Source organism: Rhodanobacter sp. Root561, from assembly GCF_001427365.1.
Classification (GTDB): domain Bacteria; phylum Pseudomonadota; class Gammaproteobacteria; order Xanthomonadales; family Rhodanobacteraceae; genus Rhodanobacter.
Genome location: NZ_LMGH01000011.1, coordinates 35,831 through 54,046, shown reverse-complemented (window position 1 = coordinate 54,046; position 18,216 = coordinate 35,831). Strand labels below are relative to the sequence as shown.

Genomic DNA, 18,216 nt, shown 5'->3' with positions numbered 1-18,216 from the left:
CGGGTGTTATATCCCATGTATCCTGCACCAGCAAGCCTGCTTCTGGAATACTTGTACCATTACCCGATGCAGGCTGTTCCGGCACCGTGAATATCCCGACCCGATTCATACTGTGGTTGCTGCATTTGTACAAGCGCTGGCTCAGTCCCCTGCTCGGCCCGCGCTGCCGTTTCCACCCCAGCTGCTCCGATTATGCACGGATTGCCGTCACGCGCTTCGGCCCCTGGCGCGGCAGCCTGCTGACTGGCTGGCGGCTGCTGCGCTGCCAGCCGCTATGCGACGGCGGCGATGATCCGGTGCCCGAGCACTTTCATTTCTCCCGCTGCCGGCATCAGGGGGATTCCGTCGACACGCAGTGAGCGGGCGACGGTGCGCGATGCCTGCCGCAGCCGTTGGCTACGGCGCGGAGCCGTAGCCGCCTTCCACGCCCTTGCTGGCATAGGCCACCGCATCATGCGGGTGCAGGCTTTCCTGGTGCTCCACGCGGATATGGAAGTCGCTGAGGGTGGCGTCCGCATCGAGGGACTTCTGGATGCGCCGGGCGGCGTCTTCGCAAAACATCAGGTTGCCGCCGTTGGCCAGCGCGAAAGCCTGCTCGTCCTCGCGCTTCACGGCCGTCTGCACCGGCGTGCCCAGCGCGTGCTCGACGCCATCGATCAGGCCGACCAGGTGGAAGCCGGCACCCGGCACGGGACGCACGCGCAGACGCGCCACGCTGCGCTGGGCGTGTGGCGTGGCCACGATGCCCTTCTCGCTGCCCAGCCAGGCCAGCACGGCGGCATGGTCGAGCGGCTGATCCGCGCCGAAGTCGCTGGCGAACTGGTCCTGGATCAACTGGCGCGACAAGGCGGCGGATGCCGGACAGGTCGAGGAGTAGATCACCTCGGTGCCGAATTCGAGCAGGAACTCGTCGCCGGTGAGGCTGGCTTCGATGCAGACCGGATAGGCACGCCAGCCGCTGTTGGCGCTCTTCAGCGCTGGGCGGCGCACCAGGTGTTCGAAACGGATGCTGAGGCAGGCGCGGTCGGACAGGTCGCCATGCGAATCGAGGAAGCCGCGCAGCAGCGCGTGCAGCATGTCGGCACTCAGCGTCTGCGTGCTCAGCGCCTGCTCGACCTGCAGGTACAGCCGCGACATGTGGATGCCGCGCTTGTCGGGCCGCTTCAGGTTGACGAAGGCGCCCACCCGCGCACTGGCACGTTGCGGCTGGCCATCGCCGGCATCGAACAGCACCGGCACCTGGATGTCGGCCATGCCGACCCAGTCCAGCGCGCCGGCAAGATGGGGCTGCGCATGGACGGCAACGTCGGGCAGCAGACGGGCGGTATTTTCCTGGTTCGGCATGGCGGGTCCTGATCTCGGCGAAGCAACTCGCCGGTGAAGCAAGCAATCTTGGGGCACGCAGCCCACGGCGCAATAGTGGCGCAGGGGAAACGCTGCGTCTTGAACGAATTACGGCCGCTGACGCTGCCACGCGCGTGCTGCCTGCCACGCCTGCAAGGTGGTCGACAGTCCGGTACGCGACTGACCGGCCTGCAGCGTGGCCAGCGCATCGCCGGAACGCGCGGCGCGCCGTGCCAGCTTGCTGGCGTGGCGGGACTCCAGTGAGCGAAATACGCTGAGCGGACCATTCATGGCCGTGGACGCGCGCCAGCTGCCCAGCAGGTCTTCCAGTTGCGCCTGGATCGCCTGCTGCCGCGCCGCGCTGGCGCTGCGCAACTGGGTGCGATCCAGGCCATGTCGCGCCAGCCGCGCCATCGGCAGCGGCAGGCGGTCGCGCTCGGCATCGGTATCCAGCCGCAGCAGCGCGTACAGCAGGTGATTCAACACGGCGACCTGCGCGGCCCGCTCGGCCGACGCCGCCGCGCCATACCACCAGGCCGTCTCCAACGCAGCCAGCGCGCCATGCAGGGGCATCGCCGCGGCGATCTGCGCCGTGAAATCCGCCGCCGTGCCCTGCTCCAGTTGTGCCATGGCCGCGATGACCGGCGCCAGCCACAGTTCGCTGGCGATGGCGTGCGCCCGCTCGTCGTCGAACAGCACCTGGCTCAGCGGATGACGGCCGCCGCTGGCCGCGGCACCGGCCAGCTCCTCGGCCCACCAGTTGAGCTTGGCCGCGGCCACCTGCGGTTCGCGGATGCCGTAGGCGGCGCCCAGCAGCTCCTGTTCAAGCGCGGCCAGCGCGACATGGCCCGGGTAACGGCGGCCGTCGACAAACGCCAGGGCGATCCGCTGCTGCGGCTGCACCGCCAGCCATTTGTCGATGAAGCCCTGCAGTACCGCACTCTGTTCGACCAGCTCGATCATGCGACGCTCGATTCCAGTTGCAGCAATGCTGCCAGTTCGGCCGGATGGTCCAGCACCACGTCGGCGCCCCAGCCATGCGGGTCGCCGCCATCGAGATATCCCCAGCTCACCGCCACCGTGTACAGGCCGGCCGCGGCGCCGGCCTCGATGTCGCGCCGATCGTCGCCGACGAACAGGCAACGCTCAGGCGTCAGCCCCCCACGTTCGCAGGCCAGCAGCACCGGCGCCGGATCCGGCTTCTTCACCGGCAGGGTATCGCCGGAAACCACGGCGCTGGCCCGCTCGCTCCAGCCGATGCGTCGCACCAGTTCATCGGTGAGGAAGGCCGCCTTGTTGGTGACGATGCCCCAGCGCAAGCCTCGCGCCTCGATCCGCGCCAGCAAGTCGTCCACGCCCTCGAAGGCGCGGGTCTGCCGGGCCATGACCTGCCGGTAGAGCTCCAGGTAACGGGGCACCAGGGCCAGCACGCCGTCCTCGCCGCGCTCGGCGAACGCGCAGCGCAGCACGGCGCGCGCGCCGCGCGACACCACCTCGCGCACCGGTGCGTAAGGCGGCGGGGCCGCGCCCTCCTCCGCACACTGGGCGAGCAGGGTCGCGTACAGGTCCGGCGCACTGTCGAGCAGGGTGCCGTCCAGATCGAACAGCACGCCTTGAACGTTTTCCGGGAGCGGGCGGCTCATGCCGGCTTGCGTGCGCACAGCACGTAGTTGACCGCGGTGATCCTGCCCAGCCATGCCTTGCGCGTGAGCGGGTTGTAGCCCAGCCCGGAAACATCCTCCAGCTCCAGCCCGGCATGACGCAGCAGCCGGCCCAGTTCGGACGGCTTCAGGAACTGGGCGTAATGGTGGGTGCCCCGCGGCAGCATGCGCATCACGTACTCCGCCCCGATGATGGCCGCGCCGAACGCGGCCGGGGTGCGGTTGATGGTGGACATGAACAGGCGCGCACCCGGTTTCAGCATCGCGGCGAGGTCGTTCACCAGGGCTTCGGGGTCCGGCACGTGCTCGATCAGCTCCATGCAGCACACCACGTCGAAACTTCCTGCTTCGACTGCCGCCAGTTCGGCCGAGGACTGAACGCGGTAATCCACGCTCAGCTTCGATTCGTACAGGTGCAGCCTCGCCACGTCGATGACCTTGCTGCCCAGGTCGATGCCGGTGACCCGGGCACCGGCGCGCGCCAGCGCTTCGCTGAGCAGGCCGCCGCCGCAGCCGACATCGGCCACCTTCGCATCGCGCAGGTCGGCGCGCGCGGCAATGTACGCCGCGCGTACCGGGTTGAGGTCATGCAGCGGACGCGACTCGCCGTCAGGGTCCCACCAGCGCGCCGCCAGGCTGTCGAAACGGGCGATTTCCTCGGGGCTGACATTGGTGGTGGTCATGTTCGAATCCACGATGGCAATGAGTTTGTTGAAGAGTGTGACCCGGCGTGGCCGGCCCGGATTCCTGTGCTCACGGACAAGTGCAAGGATTCAGGTCAGCCATTCATGCACGGTGATGTCCCATCCGCCGCTGATGTGGGCCGGGTCGTTGTGCGCGATGGCCGTCGCCTGCGCCATGTCGCTGGCACACAACACGTAGGCGCCGCCGGACTTGTCGCCGAAGCCGCCGTAAAGCTCGACCTGCCCCTGCTCGCGCAGGCCCTCCAGATACGCCCGATGCAGCGGCAGCACGGCAGGGTCGAGATGGGGGCGGCGCATCAACAGGATCAGGTAGCGGTTCATGGAGGGTCTCCCTCAAGCCGAGGCAATGCGCTCGCGCCAGGCGCGCGTGCGGGCCAGGATCGCGCCGGTGTCCATGTCCACCAGCTCGCGCGCCGCGAGCTTGCGCACGCCGGCAATCCACACGTCGCTGACCTGGTGCCGGCCCGTCGCATAGACCAGCTGCGAGATCACGTGGAACATCGGCTGGGTCTCCAGGTCACTCAGCCGCACGGCGGCGAAGTCCGCCTGCTTGCCCACCTCGATCGAGCCGATTTTCGCTTCCAGTCCGATCGCCCTGGCGCCGTTGAGCGTGGCTGCGCGCAGCGCGAAGGCCGCATCGAACGCGGCGGCATCGCCGGCGACTGCCTTGGCCAGCAGGGCCGCGGTACGCATTTCGCCGAACATGTCCAGGTCGTTGTTGGAAGCGCAGCCATCGGTGCCGATCGCCACGTTGACGCCGGCGGCGCGGAGCTTCTCGGCGGGGCAGAAGCCGGACGCCAGCTTGAGGTTCGACTCCGGGCAGTGCACCACCGACACGCCGGCGGCCGCACACGCGGCGATCTCGCCCTCGGTCAGCTGGGTCATGTGCACCGCGACCAGCCGGTCGTTGACCAGGCCCAGCTTCTGCAGGCGCTGGAACGGTCGCAGCCCGCTCTTGGCCTTTTCGTCCTCCACTTCCTGCGCGGTTTCGTGGGTGTGCAGGTGGACCGGGATGTCGAGCTGGTCGGCCAGCACGCGGATGCGCTCGAAGCTTTCGTCCGACACCGTGTAAGGCGCATGCGGCACGAACGCGGTGGTCAACAGGCTGTCGCCGAGGAAGCTGTCGTGCACTTCGCCGGCGCGCTCGAAGTACTCGTCCTGGGTTTTCGCCCAGGCGGTGGGAAACTCGATCACCGGCAGGCCGACCACTGCGCGAAAACCCAGCTTGCGGTAGGTCGCGCCGATCACGTCGGGGAAGAAATAATTTTCGTTGGCGCAGGTGGTGCCGCCGCGCAGCATCTCGGCCACCGCCAGCTCGACGCCGTCACGCACGAACTCCGGACCGATCACCTTGGCCTCGGCCGGCCAGATGTGCTGCTGCAGCCACACCATCAGCGGCAGGTCGTCGGCCAGGCCACGCAGCAAGGTCATCGGATTGTGCGTGTGGCTGTTGACCAGGCCGGGAATCAGTGCGTGCTCGCCCAGCTCGACCCGCTCGCGCGGGGCATAGGCCGCGCGAGCGTCAGCGATCGGCAGCAAGGCCACGATGCGGTCGCCGTCGACCGCCACCGCGTGATCCTCCAGCACCACCGCATGCGGCTCGACCGGCACCACCCAGCGTGCCTCGATGATCAGGTCGACGGGTTGCGGATGGGACTGGCTCATAGTTCTGCTCCATGCAGCGGCTGCTGTTGAATACGACATGGGGCGGCACACCTTGCGGCGCCCGCCCCATTCGCTTTGTCGGTCATGCCGGTGGGCATGTCCGCCTTGACCAGCGACGGGAGCACGAGGCTCCCATCACTCACTTGACGCGGCTGTCGTATTCGCCGGTGCGGGTATCGACCTTGATGACTTCATCCTGGTTGACGAACAGCGGCACGCGCACAACGGCTCCCGTCTCCAGCGTAGCCGGCTTGCCGCCGCCGCCCGAGGTGTCGCCGCGCACGCCCGGATCGGTCTCGACGATCTTCAGCTCGACGAACTTCGGCGCCTGCACCGCGACGATGCCGCCGTTGAACAGGGTGACCACGCACTCCTCCTCGCCCTTCAGCCACTTCCACGCATCGCCCATGGCAGCCAGCGAGGCCGGCACCATCTCGAAGGTCTCCATGTTCATGAAGTGCCACACCTTGTCCTTGCCGATGCCGTCGATGAAGGACAGCTGCATGTCGGTGTCGGTGGCGTCGGCTTCCTCGAACGAGTCGCTGGACTTCAGCGTCTGCTCGGTGGTGCGGCCGTCCTTCAGGTTGCGGATGCGGATGCGGGTGAACGCCTGACCCTTGCCGGGCTTGATGAAGTCCGCTTCGGTGATGATCCAGGGATCGCCGTTGTGAAGGATCTTCTTGCCCGTTTTGACGTCGTTGAGGCCAAGGGTCGCCATGCGCTATCTGCTCCGGAGTCGTATTCGCCCGAGGGGCGGCTAAAATGGGTGTCTGTCACGGGCGTCACCGCCCGATCCAAGGCCCGACATGATAACCGCAAGCCCCCATTCCCGCCTATCGTCCGCCGCAACCGGCTGGCGCGAACTGTGGCGGGACGCCATCACCGACCCCGGCGAGCTGTTGCAGGCGGTCGGCCTGGGTCACCGCACCGATCTGCTGCCGCCGGATGACGCCGGTTTCGCCCTGCGGGTTCCGCGTGGCTTCGTGGCGCGGATGCGCCGCAACGATCCGACCGACCCCCTGTTGCTGCAGGTGCTGCCGCAACGGGCCGAACACGACCAGGTCGAGGGTTTCACGGCCGATGCGGTGGGCGACATGGCATCCAGGGCCGGACAGGGCTTCCTGCACAAGTACGACGGCCGCGCCCTGCTGATCGCCAGCGGCAGCTGTGCGGTGAATTGTCGTTACTGCTTCCGCCGTCACTTTCCCTATGGCGAGGAGATCGCCGCCGCCTCGCAGTGGCGCGACGCGCTGGCCCGGCTCCGGGCCGACCCGTCGATTCGCGAACTGATCCTGTCCGGCGGGGACCCGCTGGCGCTGGCCACCCACAAGCTGGACGAATTGGGCCGCGGTCTGGCCGCCCTGCCCCAGGTGATCCGCCTGCGCATCCATACCCGCCTGCCGGTGGTGCTGCCCGAGCGGATCGACGAGGAATTCGTGAGCTGGCTCGGCGCCCTGCCGCTGCAGAAGGTGGTGGTGCTGCATGCCAACCACGCCAACGAATTCGATGCCGGCGTCGATGCGGCCTGTGACCGGCTGAAGGCGGCCGGCGCCACGCTGCTCAACCAGTCGGTGTTGCTGCGCGGGGTCAATGACGACGTGGACGCACTGGCCGCCCTGTCCGAGCGGATGTTTGCCGCCGGCGTGCTGCCGTACTACCTGCACCAGCTCGACCGCGTGCAGGGGGCCGCCCATTTCGAGGTCAACGACGCCCGCGCCCTCGCGTTGATGGAAGCCTTGCGCGCCAGGCTTCCCGGCTACCTGGTGCCGCGGCTGGTCCGCGAAGTGGGCGGCGATACGTCCAAACGGCCCCTGTGAGGCCTCCCGCCGTCACCTTTAGGCGGCTTGCTGCTGGCGGCTGCTGGCGGAATCCGTTACAAACACGAATGGCCGAAGGCCATGTCCGAACCCCGAACCGCCCGCGATGATCACCGGACTGCAGCACGCCCCATGAAAAAAGAATATGTCATCAAGATCCTCTTCGTCGAAAGCTCGCTCGAAGAGGCTGAACAGATCATCAGCCTGTTGCGCAACAGCGGCATCGCCGTGCGGCCCGCACGCGCCACCAATGTCGAGCAGATGCAGGCGGCGGTGAGCGAGCTGGAGCCGGACCTGGTGATGTTCGACCCGGCCGTCACCACGATCAGCCTGGACGAGGCGATGAAGGTGCTGGACGCTTACGGGCGTGACTTCGCGCTGCTGGCCCTGGTCAACGAGATGGAAAGCGAACTGGTCGCCGAGCTGTTCGTGCACGGCGCCCGCGGCGTCGCCTCGCGGAACCATCCGAAGCAGCTGATCGCCGTGCTCAAGCGCGAGTTCGACGCGCTGCAGACGCGCCGCCAGGTGCGCTGGCTGCACACCGCGCTGCGCGAGACCGAGCGCCGCTGCGACGCCCTGCTCGACTCCTCTACCGATGCAATCGCCTACGTCCACGAAGGCATGCACGTGCGTGCCAACCAGTCCTATCTGGACACCTTCGGCTACGACAGCTTCGACGACCTGCTCGGTTTGCCGCTACTGGACATGGTCGACGCGGCGAACGCCGACGAGATGAAGGCCTTGCTCAAGGGGCAGGCGCACCAGGGCAAGTTCCCCGCGCAGCTCACCTTGCGCGCGCGTCGCGCCGACGAGACCCGCTTCGACGCCACGGTCGAATTCACCCCGGCCACGTTCGAGGGCGAGCGCTGCCTGCAGATCGTGTTCCGCCGCCAGATGGTCGACCCCGCCGTGATGGAGCAGCTCCAGCGCGACCCGGTCACCGGGCTGTACAACCGCTCGCACATGCTGGCGCAGGTGGACGATGCGGTCACCGCCGCGGCCAAGGGCAAGAAGGGGCAGTCGCTGCTGCTGATCGAGCCGGACAACTGGGCCTCGCTGGTCAGCGGCATCGGCCTGGGCAAGGCCGACGAGCTGCTGTCCGGCTTCGCCGACCGCATCCGCATGCTGCTGGGAGCGGACGACGTGGCCGGCATGCTGGCCGAGCACACCCTGGGTGTGCTGCTCGATTCACGCACCGACGAAGACGTCCGCGAATGGATCGCCAAGCTGCAACACAGCATCAGCAGCGAGATCTTCGACGCCGGCAGCCGTTCGATCACGGTCACCGCCAGCGTCGGTGGCAGCCTGCTCGGCGAGAAGAACGCCAACGCCGAATCGCTGCTCAACCAGGCCAGCCATGCGTTGCGCACGGCACAGAGCCTGGGCGGCAGCCAGGTGGAACTGCACGACCCGGCGGCGCGCGAAAAGGCGGATGCGGAAAAGGACCGTCACTGGCTGGAACTGCTGCAGAAGGCGCTGACCGGAGAGGGGCTGGTGCTGTATCACCAGCAGACGATCAGCCTGCAGGACGTCGAGGGCGAGTATTCGGAAATCCTGCTGCGCATGAACGGCCCCCAGGGCGAGGTGCTGCCGGGCTTCTTCATGCCGATCGCCGAAAAGCACAACCTCACCGCGGCCATCGACCGCTGGGTGCTCGACCAGGCCATCACGGCCCTGCAGCAACGCGAAAAGCAGGGCCAGCAAACCACCTTCTTCGTCAAGCTCACGGCGGCCGCGCTGCAGGATGAAAGCCTGCTGCCGTGGCTGGGCCAGCGGCTGGGCCAGGCGGGGCTGAAGCGCGGCCAGTTGGTGCTGGAGATGACGGAAAGCAAGATCATGACCTTGCTGCGTCCGGCGCAGGAATTCCTCAAGGGCTGGAAGAAGATCGGCGGACGCTTTGCACTGGAGCAGTTCGGTTCAGGCCTCAACTCGTTCCAGTTGCTCAACCACATCGATGCGGACTATCTGAAGATCGACCGCAGCTACATGGCCGACCTGCCGCAGCATCCGGAAAGCCAGAAGAAGATCACCGAGATCTGCCAGCAGGCCCACGAACTGAAGCGCCAGACGATCGCCGAATGGGTCGAGGACGCGACCAGCACCTCGCTGCTGTTCGCCTGTGGCGTGGACTTCGTGCAGGGCAACTTCCTGCAGATCCCGCAGCGACTGGACTGACGCGGCCGCTCGCCGGGGCATCCCGGCGGGCATGCGCAGGCGGCAGGCGGCAGGCAATAAAAAACCCGCGGAGCGATCCGCGGGTTTTTCATGCGCAACCGCGCAGTGCCGGAATTACTCGGCGGCGGCGGCAGCAGCGGCGGCAGCCTTGGCGCTCGCCTTGGCGGCAGCGGCGGCGGCCACGTCTTCCTTGATGCGCGCAGCCTTGCCTTCCAGACCACGCAGGTAATACAGCTTGGCGCCGCGGACCTTGCCCTTGCGCTTGACCGACACCGAGTCGATGGCCGGGCTATGCGCCTGGAACACGCGCTCCACGCCAGTGCCGTGCGAGATCTTGCGCACGGTGAAGGCCGAATGCAGGCCGCGGCTGCGGCGGGCGATGACGATGCCTTCGAAAGCCTGCACGCGCTCGCGATTGCCTTCCTTCACCTTGACGTTCACGACAACGGTGTCGCCGGGGCCGAATTCCGGCAGCTGGCGGGTGATCTGCTCGGACTCAAACTGTTCAATGATCTTGTTCATGGCGCACCTGTCGGTTCACTTAAATCGAAAGCAATGTTGCGGTCACTCGACCGCATCGTCTTGCCGTGATTGTCCCCGCAGGGGATGTTCACGACGGAATTCATCCAGCAAGGCCCGGGAAGCTGCATCCAGTCCATGCCGTGACAACAAGTCCGGGCGGCGCAACCAGGTCCGTCCCAGCGATTGCTTGAGGCGCCAGCGGGCAATCGCCGCATGGTCACCGGACAGCAACACCTCCGGTACCGAACCCAGTGCATCCTGCACCGGTTTTGCATAGTGCGGGCAATCGAGCAATCCATTCGAGAATGAATCCTGCTCGGCCGATGCCGCGTCATTCAACGCGCCATCCTGCAAACGCCCCACCGCGTCGATGATCACCGCCGCGGCAAGCTCGCCGCCGGACAGCACATAATCGCCGATGGAGAGCTCCTCGTCGACCTCGTGCGCCAGCAGACGCTCGTCCACACCTTCGTAACGCCCACAGAGCAGGCCGATGCGCGGCAGTTTCGCCAGCGCCTCCACCCTGCCCTGCGTCAGCCGCGCTCCCTGCGGACTGAGATAAACCAGATGCACCGGCTCCGGTGCCGCCTCGCGCATGGCCTTCAAGGTCGTGCGCAAGGGCTCGATCATCATCACCATGCCCGGACCGCCGCCATACGAGCTGCTGTCCACGCTGCGATGCCTGTCGGTGGCATGGTCGCGCGGGTTCCAGGTTTCCACCTGAAGCAGCTTGCGCTGCTGCGCTCGTCCCACCACACCGACCTCGGCACACTGGCGCACGAAGTCGGGAAACAGGCTGACGACGTCGATGCGCATGATCCTTGACCCTTTAGTCCGCAAAAAACGGCGACGTCAGAATTCGGGATCCCAGTCCACCACCATGCGCCCTGCGGACAAGTCCACCGAACGCACATACGAACCCTGGATGAAGGGGATCAGGCGCTCGCGCGCACCGTCCCGGACCACCACGACATCATTGGCACCCGTGGCGAACAGATGACTCACCCGCCCCAGCTGCACATCCTGCGTGGTGACGACCTCGAGTCCCTCGAGATCGACCCAGTAATACTCGTCTTTCGCCGGAGGAGGCAGCTGCTCACGGGCGACATGGATGTCGGTACCGATCAACGCCGCCGCCTTTTCCCGATCGTCGATCCCGGGCAACTGGGCAACCATGCCCTTGCCCTGGAGGCGACCCTTCGCTCCGGTGATCTCCAGCTCCGCACCGGGCGCTGCACCGAGCAGCCACGGCTGGTAGTCGAAGATCCGCATGCGCGGCTCGGCCCAGGATTCGATCTTGAGCCAGCCCTGCACGCCATACAGCCCGACGATGCGCCCGATCAGGACGCGTCGACCGGCCGTCGTCACGTTCAGGCAGCCTGCTGCTTGCCGGCTTCCTTGACCAGGGCAGCGACCTTGTCGGTCAGCTGGGCGCCCTTGCCAACCCATTCCTTCACGCGCTCGACGTTCAGCTCAAGGCGCTTGTCCTTGCCCGACGCAACCGGGTTGTAATAACCGACGCTCTCGATGTTGCGGCCGTCGCGCTTGCTGCGCTGATCGGTCACGACGACGTGGTAGAACGGACGGCCCTTGGCGCCACCGCGCGAAAGACGAATCTTGACCATGGTAAAACTCCAGAATTGCCGAACCGGCGGCAGGCACACGAGAGCCGTGCGCGGTAAACGGGGCATTTTAGCGGTTTTTCGGGAAAAGGGAAGGGCTTCGCGAGTACCCCATCACTACGCCGCCATTCCCGCGAGGCGGTTTCGGTTGAGCGTCCGGCGACCCTCAGCGCATCGGCGGCAAACCGCCGCCCATGCCGCCCATGCCCTTCATGGCGCCACGCATCTGCCGCATCAGGCCCTTGGTGCCGCCCTTGGACAGCTTGGACATCATTTTTTCCATCTGCATGTACTGCTTCAGCACCCGGTTGACGTCGGCCGGCTGGGTGCCGGAGCCGCGCGCCACGCGGGCGCGGCGCGAGCCGTTCAGCAGATCGGGGTGACGGCGTTCTTTCTTGGTCATCGAATTGATGATCGCGATCATCTTGTTCATCTCGCCGTCGTTGACCTTGGACTTGACGCTGTCCGGCAGGCCGGACACGCCGGGCAGCTTGTCCATAAGGCCGGCCAGTCCGCCCATGTTGCCCATCTGCTCCAGCTGGTCCTTCATGTCGTTCAGGTCGAAGCGCTTGCCCTTCATCACCTTCTGGGCGAGCTTCTGTGCCTTGTCCTGGTCGACCTTGCGCTCGACCTCCTCGACCAGCGACAGCACGTCGCCCATGCCGAGGATGCGCTGGGCCAGGCGATCGGGATGGAACGGCTCCAGCGCGTCGCTCTTTTCGCCCGCACCCAGGAACTTGATCGGCTTGCCGGTGACATAGCGCACCGACAGCGCCGCGCCACCGCGGGCATCACCATCGGTCTTGGTCAGCACCACGCCGGTCAGCGGCAGCGCCTCGTTGAACGCCTTGGCCGTGTTGGCGGCATCTTGGCCGGTCATCGAGTCGACCACGAACAGGGTTTCGATCGGCGTGATCGCGGCGTGCAGCGCCTTGATCTCGGCCATCATCGCCTCGTCCACGTGCAGGCGACCGGCGGTATCGACGATCAGCACGTCGACCACTTCGCGGCGCGCCGCGGCAACCGCAGCCCTGGCGATGGCCACCGGGTCCTGGCCCGCCTCGGACGGAAAGAACTTCACCCCGACCTGCTCGGCCAGCGTGCGCAACTGCTCGATCGCGGCCGGACGGTAGACGTCGCAGCTGACCACCATCACCTTTTTCTTCTTGCGCTCGGTCAGCAGCCGCGCCAGCTTCGCCACCGTGGTGGTCTTGCCCGCACCCTGCAGGCCGGCCATCAAGACCACCGCCGGGGGCTGCTGGGCCAGGTTCAGCTCACTGTTGGCCGCACCCATCACCACGGTCAGCTCGTCGCTGACCACCTTGATCAGCGCCTGGCCCGGCGACAGGCTCTTGACCACGTCCTGGCCGACCGCGCGCACCTTGATCCGCTGGATCAGCGCCTGCACCACCGGCAGTGCCACATCCGCCTCGAGCAGCGCGATGCGCACCTCGCGCAGCGCCTCACGGATGTTTTCCTCGGTCAGCCGGCCGCGACCACGCAGGCGGTTGACGGTGGTGGAAAGGCGTTGGCTGAGCGACTCGAACATGGCGGAACCGGCAAACGGGAAAGGGGCGATTATAACGGACGCGGCGACCGCCTTGGCATGCAAGCCGGCAAGGGGCTGTGCGACACTGCCGGGCTATGACCACACACCTGCTTGCGCTGATCGCCATCGTGCTCTACCTCGCCGCGGCGGCGGTGCTCGCCCGCCCGCTGCTGGGCAGCGGCCAGCCGCTGAACCGGTTGGCACTTGGCCTGGCCGGGGTGGCCGTGTTGCTGCATGCCAGCATCCTGCTCGGCATTCACCGGGGCGCGCTGGACCTGCATTTCTTCGCCGCACTGTCCCTGGTCGCCTTCGTCGTGTCGGCACTGACCTTGCTGGTGAATGCCTCGCGCCCGGTGGCCGCGCTGGGCGTCATCGTGTTTCCGCTGACCGCAGCGCTGGTGGCGGTGGACAGCTTCCTGGCCCCGCCCACCCTGCCGCAGTCGATGGACTGGCAGATCAAGCTGCATGTCACGGTGGCGCTGGTCGCTTTCGGCGTGCTGTCGATCGCCGCCGTGCTGGCGATCCTGCTGGCGATCCAGGAACGGGCGTTGCGGCATCGACAGTTCGGCCGCTGGTTGCGCGCATTGCCGCCGCTGACGCTGACCGAAACCCTGCTGTTCCGGCTGATCAGCGCCGGCTTCGTGCTGCTTTCGCTGACCCTGCTGACCGGCGTGCTGTTCGTCGACAACCTTTTCGGCCAGCACCTGGTGCACAAGACCGTGCTGTCCATCGTCGCGTGGCTGGTCTTCGGCGTGTTGCTTTACGGACGCTGGCGGCATGGCTGGCGCGGCTCGCGCGCGGTGAACCTGACCCTGATCGGCATGGCCGTGCTGGTATTGGCGTTCTTCGGCAGCAAGGCGGTGCTCGAGCTGGTGCTGCACCGCCCGGTATAGGCCGCGCTCACCGGCAGGCGTCGATCGCCTCGCTCAGCCGCTCCACGCCGACCACCTCCATTTCGCCGACCCTGCCGTTCTTCGGTGTGTTGGCCTTCGGCACGATGGCACGCCTGAAGCCGTGATGCGCCGCTTCCTTCAGACGCTCCTCGCCGTTCGGCACCGGACGGATCTCGCCAGACAATCCCACCTCGCCGAAGGTGACCATGTGTTCGGGCAACGGTCGGTCGCGCAAGCTGGACAGCACCGCCAGCAACACCGGCAGATCGGCCGCGGTTTCCTGCACGCGGATGCCACCCACCACGTTGACGAACACGTCCTGGTCGTACGCAGCCACGCCACCGTGCCGATGCAGCACCGCCAGCAGCATCGCCAGGCGGTTCTGCTCCAGCCCCAGGGTGACCCGGCGCGGATTGCCCAGCGAGGACTGGTCGACCAACGCCTGCACTTCGACCAGCAGCGGCCGAGTGCCTTCGCGGGTGACCATCACCGCGCTGCCCGAGGTCGGTCCCGCATGCGAGGACAGGAAGATCGCCGACGGATTCGGCACCTCGCGCAGGCCCTTGTCCGACATCGCGAACACGCCCAGTTCGTTGACGGCGCCGAAGCGGTTCTTGAACGCGCGCAGCACGCGGAAGCGGCTGCCCGATTCGCCCTCGAAGTACAGCACCGCATCGACCATGTGCTCGAGCACGCGAGGGCCGGCGATGCCGCCCTCCTTGGTGACGTGACCGACCAGGAACACCGAGGTACCGGTCTCCTTGGCGAAGCGCGTGAGCTTGGCCGCGGACTCGCGCACCTGCGACACCGAGCCGGGCGCCGCGGTGAGCAGTTCGGTCCAGATGGTCTGGATCGAATCGATCACCAGCACCTTCGGCCGGGTCGCCATCGCCTGCTCGAGGATGCGTTCGATGCAGGTCTCGGCCAGCGCCCGCAAGGGGTCCAGCGAAAGGCCCAGGCGTTGCGCGCGCGAGGCGACCTGCGCCAGCGATTCTTCGCCGGTGACGTAGACGCTGGGCAATTGCAGGCCCAGGGTGCCCAGCACCTGCAGCAGCAGGGTCGATTTGCCGATGCCGGGATCGCCGCCGATCAGCACCACCGAGCCCTGCACCAGTCCGCCGCCCAATACGCGGTCGAGTTCGCCGATGCCGGTCAGCGTGCGCGCCTCGGTGGTCGACATCACTTCAGTCAGTGGCGTGATCTTGGGTGAGCCCGCTGCGGCGCCGGCATAGCTGGAACGCTGCGCGCCCACCGACGACTTGCCCGCCGTGGCCGGCTCCAGCACGATCGCACTGAGCGTGTTCCACACCCCGCATTCGATGCATTGGCCCTGCCACTTGCTGTGCTCGGCGCCGCATTCGGTGCAGACGTAGGCGGTCTTGGCCTTGGCCATGAAAGTTTTCCAGCGGGATACGATGCGGGAAGCTTAGCCTGCGACCATCGCAAACCGCGAGACGTCAAAGCGCACGACGCCGTCAGTTTTCGTCTTCGAATGCGGACCGATCGATCAATGCTCGTCTTCGACGAACAGCACCCGGCGCGTCATGCCGCAGGTGAGGTCATAGGAAATCGTGGCCGATTGCGCGGCGATGATTTCCACCGGCAGCTCCGGCCCCCACAGCACCACGCGATCACCGATCTTCGCCTCCGGCGCGGTACGGAGGTCCAGGGTGATCAGGTCCATCGAGACGCGACCGATCAGCGGCACCCGTCGATCACCGACCAGTACCGGCGTGCCCGCAGCGGCACTGCGCGGGTAACCATCGCCGTAGCCGACGGCGGCGACGCCGATCGGCATGTCTTCGGGACAGGTCCAGGTGCCGTTGTAGCCGATGCGCTCGCCCTTGCCGACCGCGTTGATCGCGATCAATCGCGTCGACAGCGTCATCGCGGAACGGAAGCCGAAGTCTTCGCCGCTGCTGCCTTCCACGACGGACAAGCCATAAAGCAGGCCGCCCGTGCGCACCCAGTCACCCCGCGCCTCGGGCCAGCCGAGCACGGCGGCGGAATTGGACAGCGAGCGTGGGCCGCTGAACATCTGCGTGGCCTGGTTGAAACAGGCGACTTGTGCTGCTGTCTGCCCGCCGCCGAACACTTCGGAGTCGGAGAAGTGGGTCAGCAGGCCGATTTCCGGATCGACACCCGTCATCGAGGCCAGTTGCGCATGCACCTCAGCCACCCGTGCGGGCGCGAAGCCGAGCCGGTGCATGCCACTGTCGACCTTCAACCAGACGCGCAGGCGTCCGCGCGCGGCGTCGGCCCCGGCCAGCCACTGCAACTGGGCGTCATGATGGATCGCGGCATCCAGCTGAAGCCGCTGCATCTCGGCGATGTCACTGGCGCTGTCCGGACCGGACAACACCACGATGCGCTGGCGGTGCCCGGCAGCGCGCAGGCGCAGGCCATCACCGAGCGCCGCCACGGCGAAGGCATCGGCCTCGCTGTCCAGCGCACGTGCGACTCGTTCCAGTCCATGCCCGTAAGCATCGGCCTTGACCACGGCCATCACCTGCGCCGGCGCCGCCAGCGCCTTCAGCCGCGCCAGGTTGTGGCGCAAGGCGCCGAGATGGATGGTGGCGACGGTGGCGCGGCTCATCGTGGACGGGAGCGCAGCATCAATCGAATGAACCGACGAACGAATCCGGCGCGTAGTTCACGAACTGGGTGTAGTGGCCGAGGAAGGTCAGCTTGCAGGTATCAGTGGGGCCGTTGCGCTGCTTGCCGATGATGATCTCGGCGATGCCCTTGTCCGGAGATTCCTTGTTGTAATACTCGTCACGGTAAATGAACATGATCACGTCGGCGTCCTGTTCGATCGCGCCCGATTCGCGCAGGTCGGACATCATCGGACGCTTGTCCGCGCGCTGTTCCAGCGAGCGGTTCAACTGCGACAGGGCGATCACCGGCACGTTCAACTCCTTGGCAAGCCCCTTCAGTGAACGCGAAATTTCTGAAATTTCGGTGGCGCGATTCTCCTTGTTGCCGGGCACCTGCATCAGCTGCAGGTAATCGATCACGATCAGGCCCAGGCCGCCATGCTCGCGATGCAGCCGGCGCGCGCGCGAACGCATTTCCACCGGCGACAGGCTGGGCGTGTCGTCGATGAAGATCTTGGCCTCGGACAGCAGTGCGATGGCGTTGGAGACGCGCGGCCAGTCCTCTTCTTCCAGGGTGCCGTTGCGCAGGTGCTGCTGGTGGATGCGGCCCACCGACGAAATCAGGCGGAACGCCAGCTGCGAGGAGGACATTTCCATCGAGAACACCACCACCGCCTTCTTGCCGCCCAGCGCGGCGGCTTCGGCGATGTTCAATGCGAATGCGGTTTTGCCCATCGACGGACGCGCCGCCACGATGATCAGGTCCGACGGCTGCAGGCCCGAGGTAAGCGCATCCAGGTCGGTGAAGCCGGTGCTGACGCCGGTGAGCTGGCCGCGGTTCTCGTAGCGCTCGGTGAGCAGGCGGAAGGCGTCCTTCACCGCCTCGCGCATCGAGACGGAATCCTTCTTGCCCCGTGCGCCGGATTCGGCGATGTGGAACACGCGCTGCTCGGCGCTTTCCAGCACCTCCTGCACGCTCTTGCCTTCGGGCCGGTAGCCGTCCTCGGTGATCGAGGTGCCGGCGTCGATCAGCTGGCGCATCACCGACTTCTCACGCACGATCTCGGCGTAGGCGGCGATGTTGGCCGCGCTCGGCGTGCTGTTGGCCAGCTCGATCAGATAGCCCGCGCCGCCGACCATCTCGGCCAGGCCGTTGCTCTCGAACCAGTCGCCCAGGGTCACCGCGTCGCAGGGCATGCCCTTGTTGGCCAGCTCGTTGATCGCACGCCAGATCAGCCGGTGATCCTTGCGATAAAAATCATCCTCGGCCAGCCGGTCGGCCACCTTGTCCAGCGCGTCCGGCGCCAGCATCAGGCCACCCAGCACCGCCTGCTCGGCATCGATGGAATGCGGCGGCACCCGCAACGCCTCGATGGCCGGAGAGGAAGGTTTGCGTTCGGGCACGAAAGACATGGACTGACCTCAGGAGAATTGCCCCACGGGCGGCATGCAATGCACCGACGCTTCGTGGCTGCTCACACCGACACCATCATGCGCGGCGGCGTCTCGCCCGTCGAGACAACAAGTCTGTGGATAAGCTGGGGATGGATGGGGATAAGGCTTGAGAGCGGGGATGGGGGATTCGGAAAGAGCAGGAAACCACGGCGGTCTGGCTACTGCCCATCCCCATCCCTACTCCCTGCCCCTCAAAAACAAACGGGCGCCTC

The 18,216-nt window shown here is 66.6% G+C and carries 19 protein-coding genes; 4 read left to right on the top strand and 15 right to left on the bottom strand.

The annotated features are described in order from the left end of the window. The first annotated feature begins 86 nt into the window (after positions 1-86). Positions 87-359 carry a membrane protein insertion efficiency factor YidD gene (yidD, locus tag ASD55_RS09060; RefSeq protein WP_082542719.1) on the top strand — a complete coding sequence of 91 codons (273 nt, stop codon included), beginning with the start codon at positions 87-89 and terminating at the stop codon, positions 357-359. Positions 360-396: 37 nt separating this feature from the next. Here yidD and folE2 read toward each other — a convergent pair whose 3' ends face one another. From folE2 to efp, 7 genes are all read right to left on the bottom strand, one after another. Next, positions 397-1,344 (bottom strand): GTP cyclohydrolase FolE2, encoded by a 948-nt coding sequence (gene folE2, locus ASD55_RS09055; RefSeq protein ID WP_056717205.1) that lies wholly within the window; start codon positions 1,342-1,344, stop codon positions 397-399. 108 nt (positions 1,345-1,452) lie between these two features. Further along, positions 1,453-2,307 (bottom strand): hypothetical protein, encoded by an 855-nt coding sequence (locus tag ASD55_RS09050; RefSeq protein WP_056765534.1) that lies wholly within the window; start codon positions 2,305-2,307, stop codon positions 1,453-1,455. Beyond that, positions 2,304-2,987, bottom strand: coding sequence for a phosphoglycolate phosphatase (gene gph / locus ASD55_RS09045; protein WP_056766030.1), 684 nt, complete (start codon positions 2,985-2,987; stop codon positions 2,304-2,306). Before gph ends, ASD55_RS09050 begins: the two co-directional genes overlap by 4 nt. Next, complete coding sequence (gene ubiG, locus ASD55_RS09040; protein ID WP_056765531.1) at positions 2,984-3,688, bottom strand: bifunctional 2-polyprenyl-6-hydroxyphenol methylase/3-demethylubiquinol 3-O-methyltransferase UbiG; 705 nt, start codon at positions 3,686-3,688, stop codon at positions 2,984-2,986. The genes gph and ubiG overlap by 4 nt, the downstream gene beginning before the upstream one ends. Positions 3,689-3,778: 90 nt before the next feature. Further along, complete coding sequence (locus tag ASD55_RS09035; protein WP_056765529.1) at positions 3,779-4,030, bottom strand: YciI family protein; 252 nt, start codon at positions 4,028-4,030, stop codon at positions 3,779-3,781. Positions 4,031-4,042: 12 nt separating this feature from the next. After that, on the bottom strand, positions 4,043-5,374 hold the full coding sequence (locus ASD55_RS09030) for a TRZ/ATZ family hydrolase (protein ID WP_056765520.1): 1,332 nt from the start codon (positions 5,372-5,374) through the stop codon (positions 4,043-4,045). Between the two features lie 139 nt (positions 5,375-5,513). Continuing rightward, on the bottom strand, positions 5,514-6,092 hold the full coding sequence (gene efp, locus ASD55_RS09025) for an elongation factor P (RefSeq protein ID WP_007804756.1): 579 nt from the start codon (positions 6,090-6,092) through the stop codon (positions 5,514-5,516). An 88-nt stretch (positions 6,093-6,180) separates the two neighbouring features. On the opposite strand from efp, the gene epmB reads away from it, so the two are divergent. Both epmB and ASD55_RS09015 read left to right on the top strand, forming a co-directional pair. Then, positions 6,181-7,191, top strand: coding sequence for an EF-P beta-lysylation protein EpmB (gene epmB, locus ASD55_RS09020; RefSeq protein WP_056765517.1), 1,011 nt, complete (start codon positions 6,181-6,183; stop codon positions 7,189-7,191). A 132-nt stretch (positions 7,192-7,323) separates the two neighbouring features. After that, positions 7,324-9,366: a GGDEF and EAL domain-containing protein gene (locus ASD55_RS09015; RefSeq protein ID WP_056765514.1), complete on the top strand. Its 2,043-nt coding sequence runs from the start codon at positions 7,324-7,326 to the stop codon at positions 9,364-9,366. A gap of 114 nt (positions 9,367-9,480) precedes the next feature. Here the strand turns inward: ASD55_RS09015 and rplS are convergent, their stop codons facing one another. The 5 genes from rplS to ffh all read right to left on the bottom strand — a co-directional run bounded on the left by rplS (position 9,481) and on the right by ffh (position 13,059). After that, positions 9,481-9,888 (bottom strand): 50S ribosomal protein L19, encoded by a 408-nt coding sequence (gene rplS, locus ASD55_RS09010; protein WP_056717212.1) that lies wholly within the window; start codon positions 9,886-9,888, stop codon positions 9,481-9,483. Positions 9,889-9,930: 42 nt separating this feature from the next. After that, positions 9,931-10,704: a tRNA (guanosine(37)-N1)-methyltransferase TrmD gene (gene trmD, locus ASD55_RS09005; RefSeq protein ID WP_056717213.1), complete on the bottom strand. Its 774-nt coding sequence runs from the start codon at positions 10,702-10,704 to the stop codon at positions 9,931-9,933. A gap of 36 nt (positions 10,705-10,740) precedes the next feature. Continuing rightward, a complete protein-coding gene (rimM, locus tag ASD55_RS09000) occupies positions 10,741-11,256 on the bottom strand; it encodes a ribosome maturation factor RimM (protein WP_007804751.1) in 516 nt (171 codons plus the stop codon). 2 nt (positions 11,257-11,258) lie between these two features. Then, complete coding sequence (gene rpsP, locus ASD55_RS08995; RefSeq protein ID WP_056717214.1) at positions 11,259-11,513, bottom strand: 30S ribosomal protein S16; 255 nt, start codon at positions 11,511-11,513, stop codon at positions 11,259-11,261. Between the two features lie 163 nt (positions 11,514-11,676). After that, entirely contained in the window at positions 11,677-13,059 is a 1,383-nt protein-coding gene (ffh, locus tag ASD55_RS08990; RefSeq protein WP_056765511.1) for a signal recognition particle protein, read from the bottom strand. A gap of 95 nt (positions 13,060-13,154) precedes the next feature. On the opposite strand from ffh, the gene ccsA reads away from it, so the two are divergent. Next, positions 13,155-13,952: a cytochrome c biogenesis protein CcsA gene (ccsA, locus tag ASD55_RS08985; RefSeq protein WP_056765502.1), complete on the top strand. Its 798-nt coding sequence runs from the start codon at positions 13,155-13,157 to the stop codon at positions 13,950-13,952. Between the two features lie 7 nt (positions 13,953-13,959). On the opposite strand, the gene radA is transcribed toward ccsA, so the two are convergent. The 3 genes from radA to ASD55_RS08970 form a co-directional block, all read right to left on the bottom strand. Further along, positions 13,960-15,345 (bottom strand): DNA repair protein RadA, encoded by a 1,386-nt coding sequence (radA, locus tag ASD55_RS08980; RefSeq protein WP_056765500.1) that lies wholly within the window; start codon positions 15,343-15,345, stop codon positions 13,960-13,962. Positions 15,346-15,459: 114 nt separating this feature from the next. Then, positions 15,460-16,548 carry an alanine racemase gene (gene alr / locus ASD55_RS08975; protein ID WP_056765497.1) on the bottom strand — a complete coding sequence of 363 codons (1,089 nt, stop codon included), beginning with the start codon at positions 16,546-16,548 and terminating at the stop codon, positions 15,460-15,462. Between the two features lie 19 nt (positions 16,549-16,567). Beyond that, positions 16,568-17,962, bottom strand: coding sequence for a replicative DNA helicase (locus ASD55_RS08970; RefSeq protein WP_056717219.1), 1,395 nt, complete (start codon positions 17,960-17,962; stop codon positions 16,568-16,570). Positions 17,963-18,216: the final 254 nt, after the last annotated feature.

What these genes read in the sequence shown, in the direction of transcription:
- ASD55_RS08970 (WP_056717219.1), bottom strand. Translation starts at nt 17,962, where the DNA reads ATGTCTTTCGTGCCCGAACGCAAACCTTCCTCTCCGGCCATCGAGGCG.
- rpsP (WP_056717214.1), bottom strand. Translation starts at nt 11,513, where the DNA reads ATGGTCAAGATTCGTCTTTCGCGCGGTGGCGCCAAGGGCCGTCCGTTC.
- ASD55_RS09015 (WP_056765514.1), top strand. Translation starts at nt 7,324, where the DNA reads ATGAAAAAAGAATATGTCATCAAGATCCTCTTCGTCGAAAGCTCGCTC.
- ubiG (WP_056765531.1), bottom strand. Translation starts at nt 3,688, where the DNA reads ATGACCACCACCAATGTCAGCCCCGAGGAAATCGCCCGTTTCGACAGC.
- alr (WP_056765497.1), bottom strand. Translation starts at nt 16,548, where the DNA reads ATGAGCCGCGCCACCGTCGCCACCATCCATCTCGGCGCCTTGCGCCAC.
- radA (WP_056765500.1), bottom strand. Translation starts at nt 15,345, where the DNA reads ATGGCCAAGGCCAAGACCGCCTACGTCTGCACCGAATGCGGCGCCGAG.
- ASD55_RS09050 (WP_056765534.1), bottom strand. Translation starts at nt 2,307, where the DNA reads ATGATCGAGCTGGTCGAACAGAGTGCGGTACTGCAGGGCTTCATCGAC.
- rplS (WP_056717212.1), bottom strand. Translation starts at nt 9,888, where the DNA reads ATGAACAAGATCATTGAACAGTTTGAGTCCGAGCAGATCACCCGCCAG.
- ASD55_RS09035 (WP_056765529.1), bottom strand. Translation starts at nt 4,030, where the DNA reads ATGAACCGCTACCTGATCCTGTTGATGCGCCGCCCCCATCTCGACCCT.
- ccsA (WP_056765502.1), top strand. Translation starts at nt 13,155, where the DNA reads ATGACCACACACCTGCTTGCGCTGATCGCCATCGTGCTCTACCTCGCC.
- ffh (WP_056765511.1), bottom strand. Translation starts at nt 13,059, where the DNA reads ATGTTCGAGTCGCTCAGCCAACGCCTTTCCACCACCGTCAACCGCCTG.
- efp (WP_007804756.1), bottom strand. Translation starts at nt 6,092, where the DNA reads ATGGCGACCCTTGGCCTCAACGACGTCAAAACGGGCAAGAAGATCCTT.
- ASD55_RS09030 (WP_056765520.1), bottom strand. Translation starts at nt 5,374, where the DNA reads ATGAGCCAGTCCCATCCGCAACCCGTCGACCTGATCATCGAGGCACGC.
- trmD (WP_056717213.1), bottom strand. Translation starts at nt 10,704, where the DNA reads ATGCGCATCGACGTCGTCAGCCTGTTTCCCGACTTCGTGCGCCAGTGT.
- gph (WP_056766030.1), bottom strand. Translation starts at nt 2,987, where the DNA reads ATGAGCCGCCCGCTCCCGGAAAACGTTCAAGGCGTGCTGTTCGATCTG.
- folE2 (WP_056717205.1), bottom strand. Translation starts at nt 1,344, where the DNA reads ATGCCGAACCAGGAAAATACCGCCCGTCTGCTGCCCGACGTTGCCGTC.
- epmB (WP_056765517.1), top strand. Translation starts at nt 6,181, where the DNA reads ATGATAACCGCAAGCCCCCATTCCCGCCTATCGTCCGCCGCAACCGGC.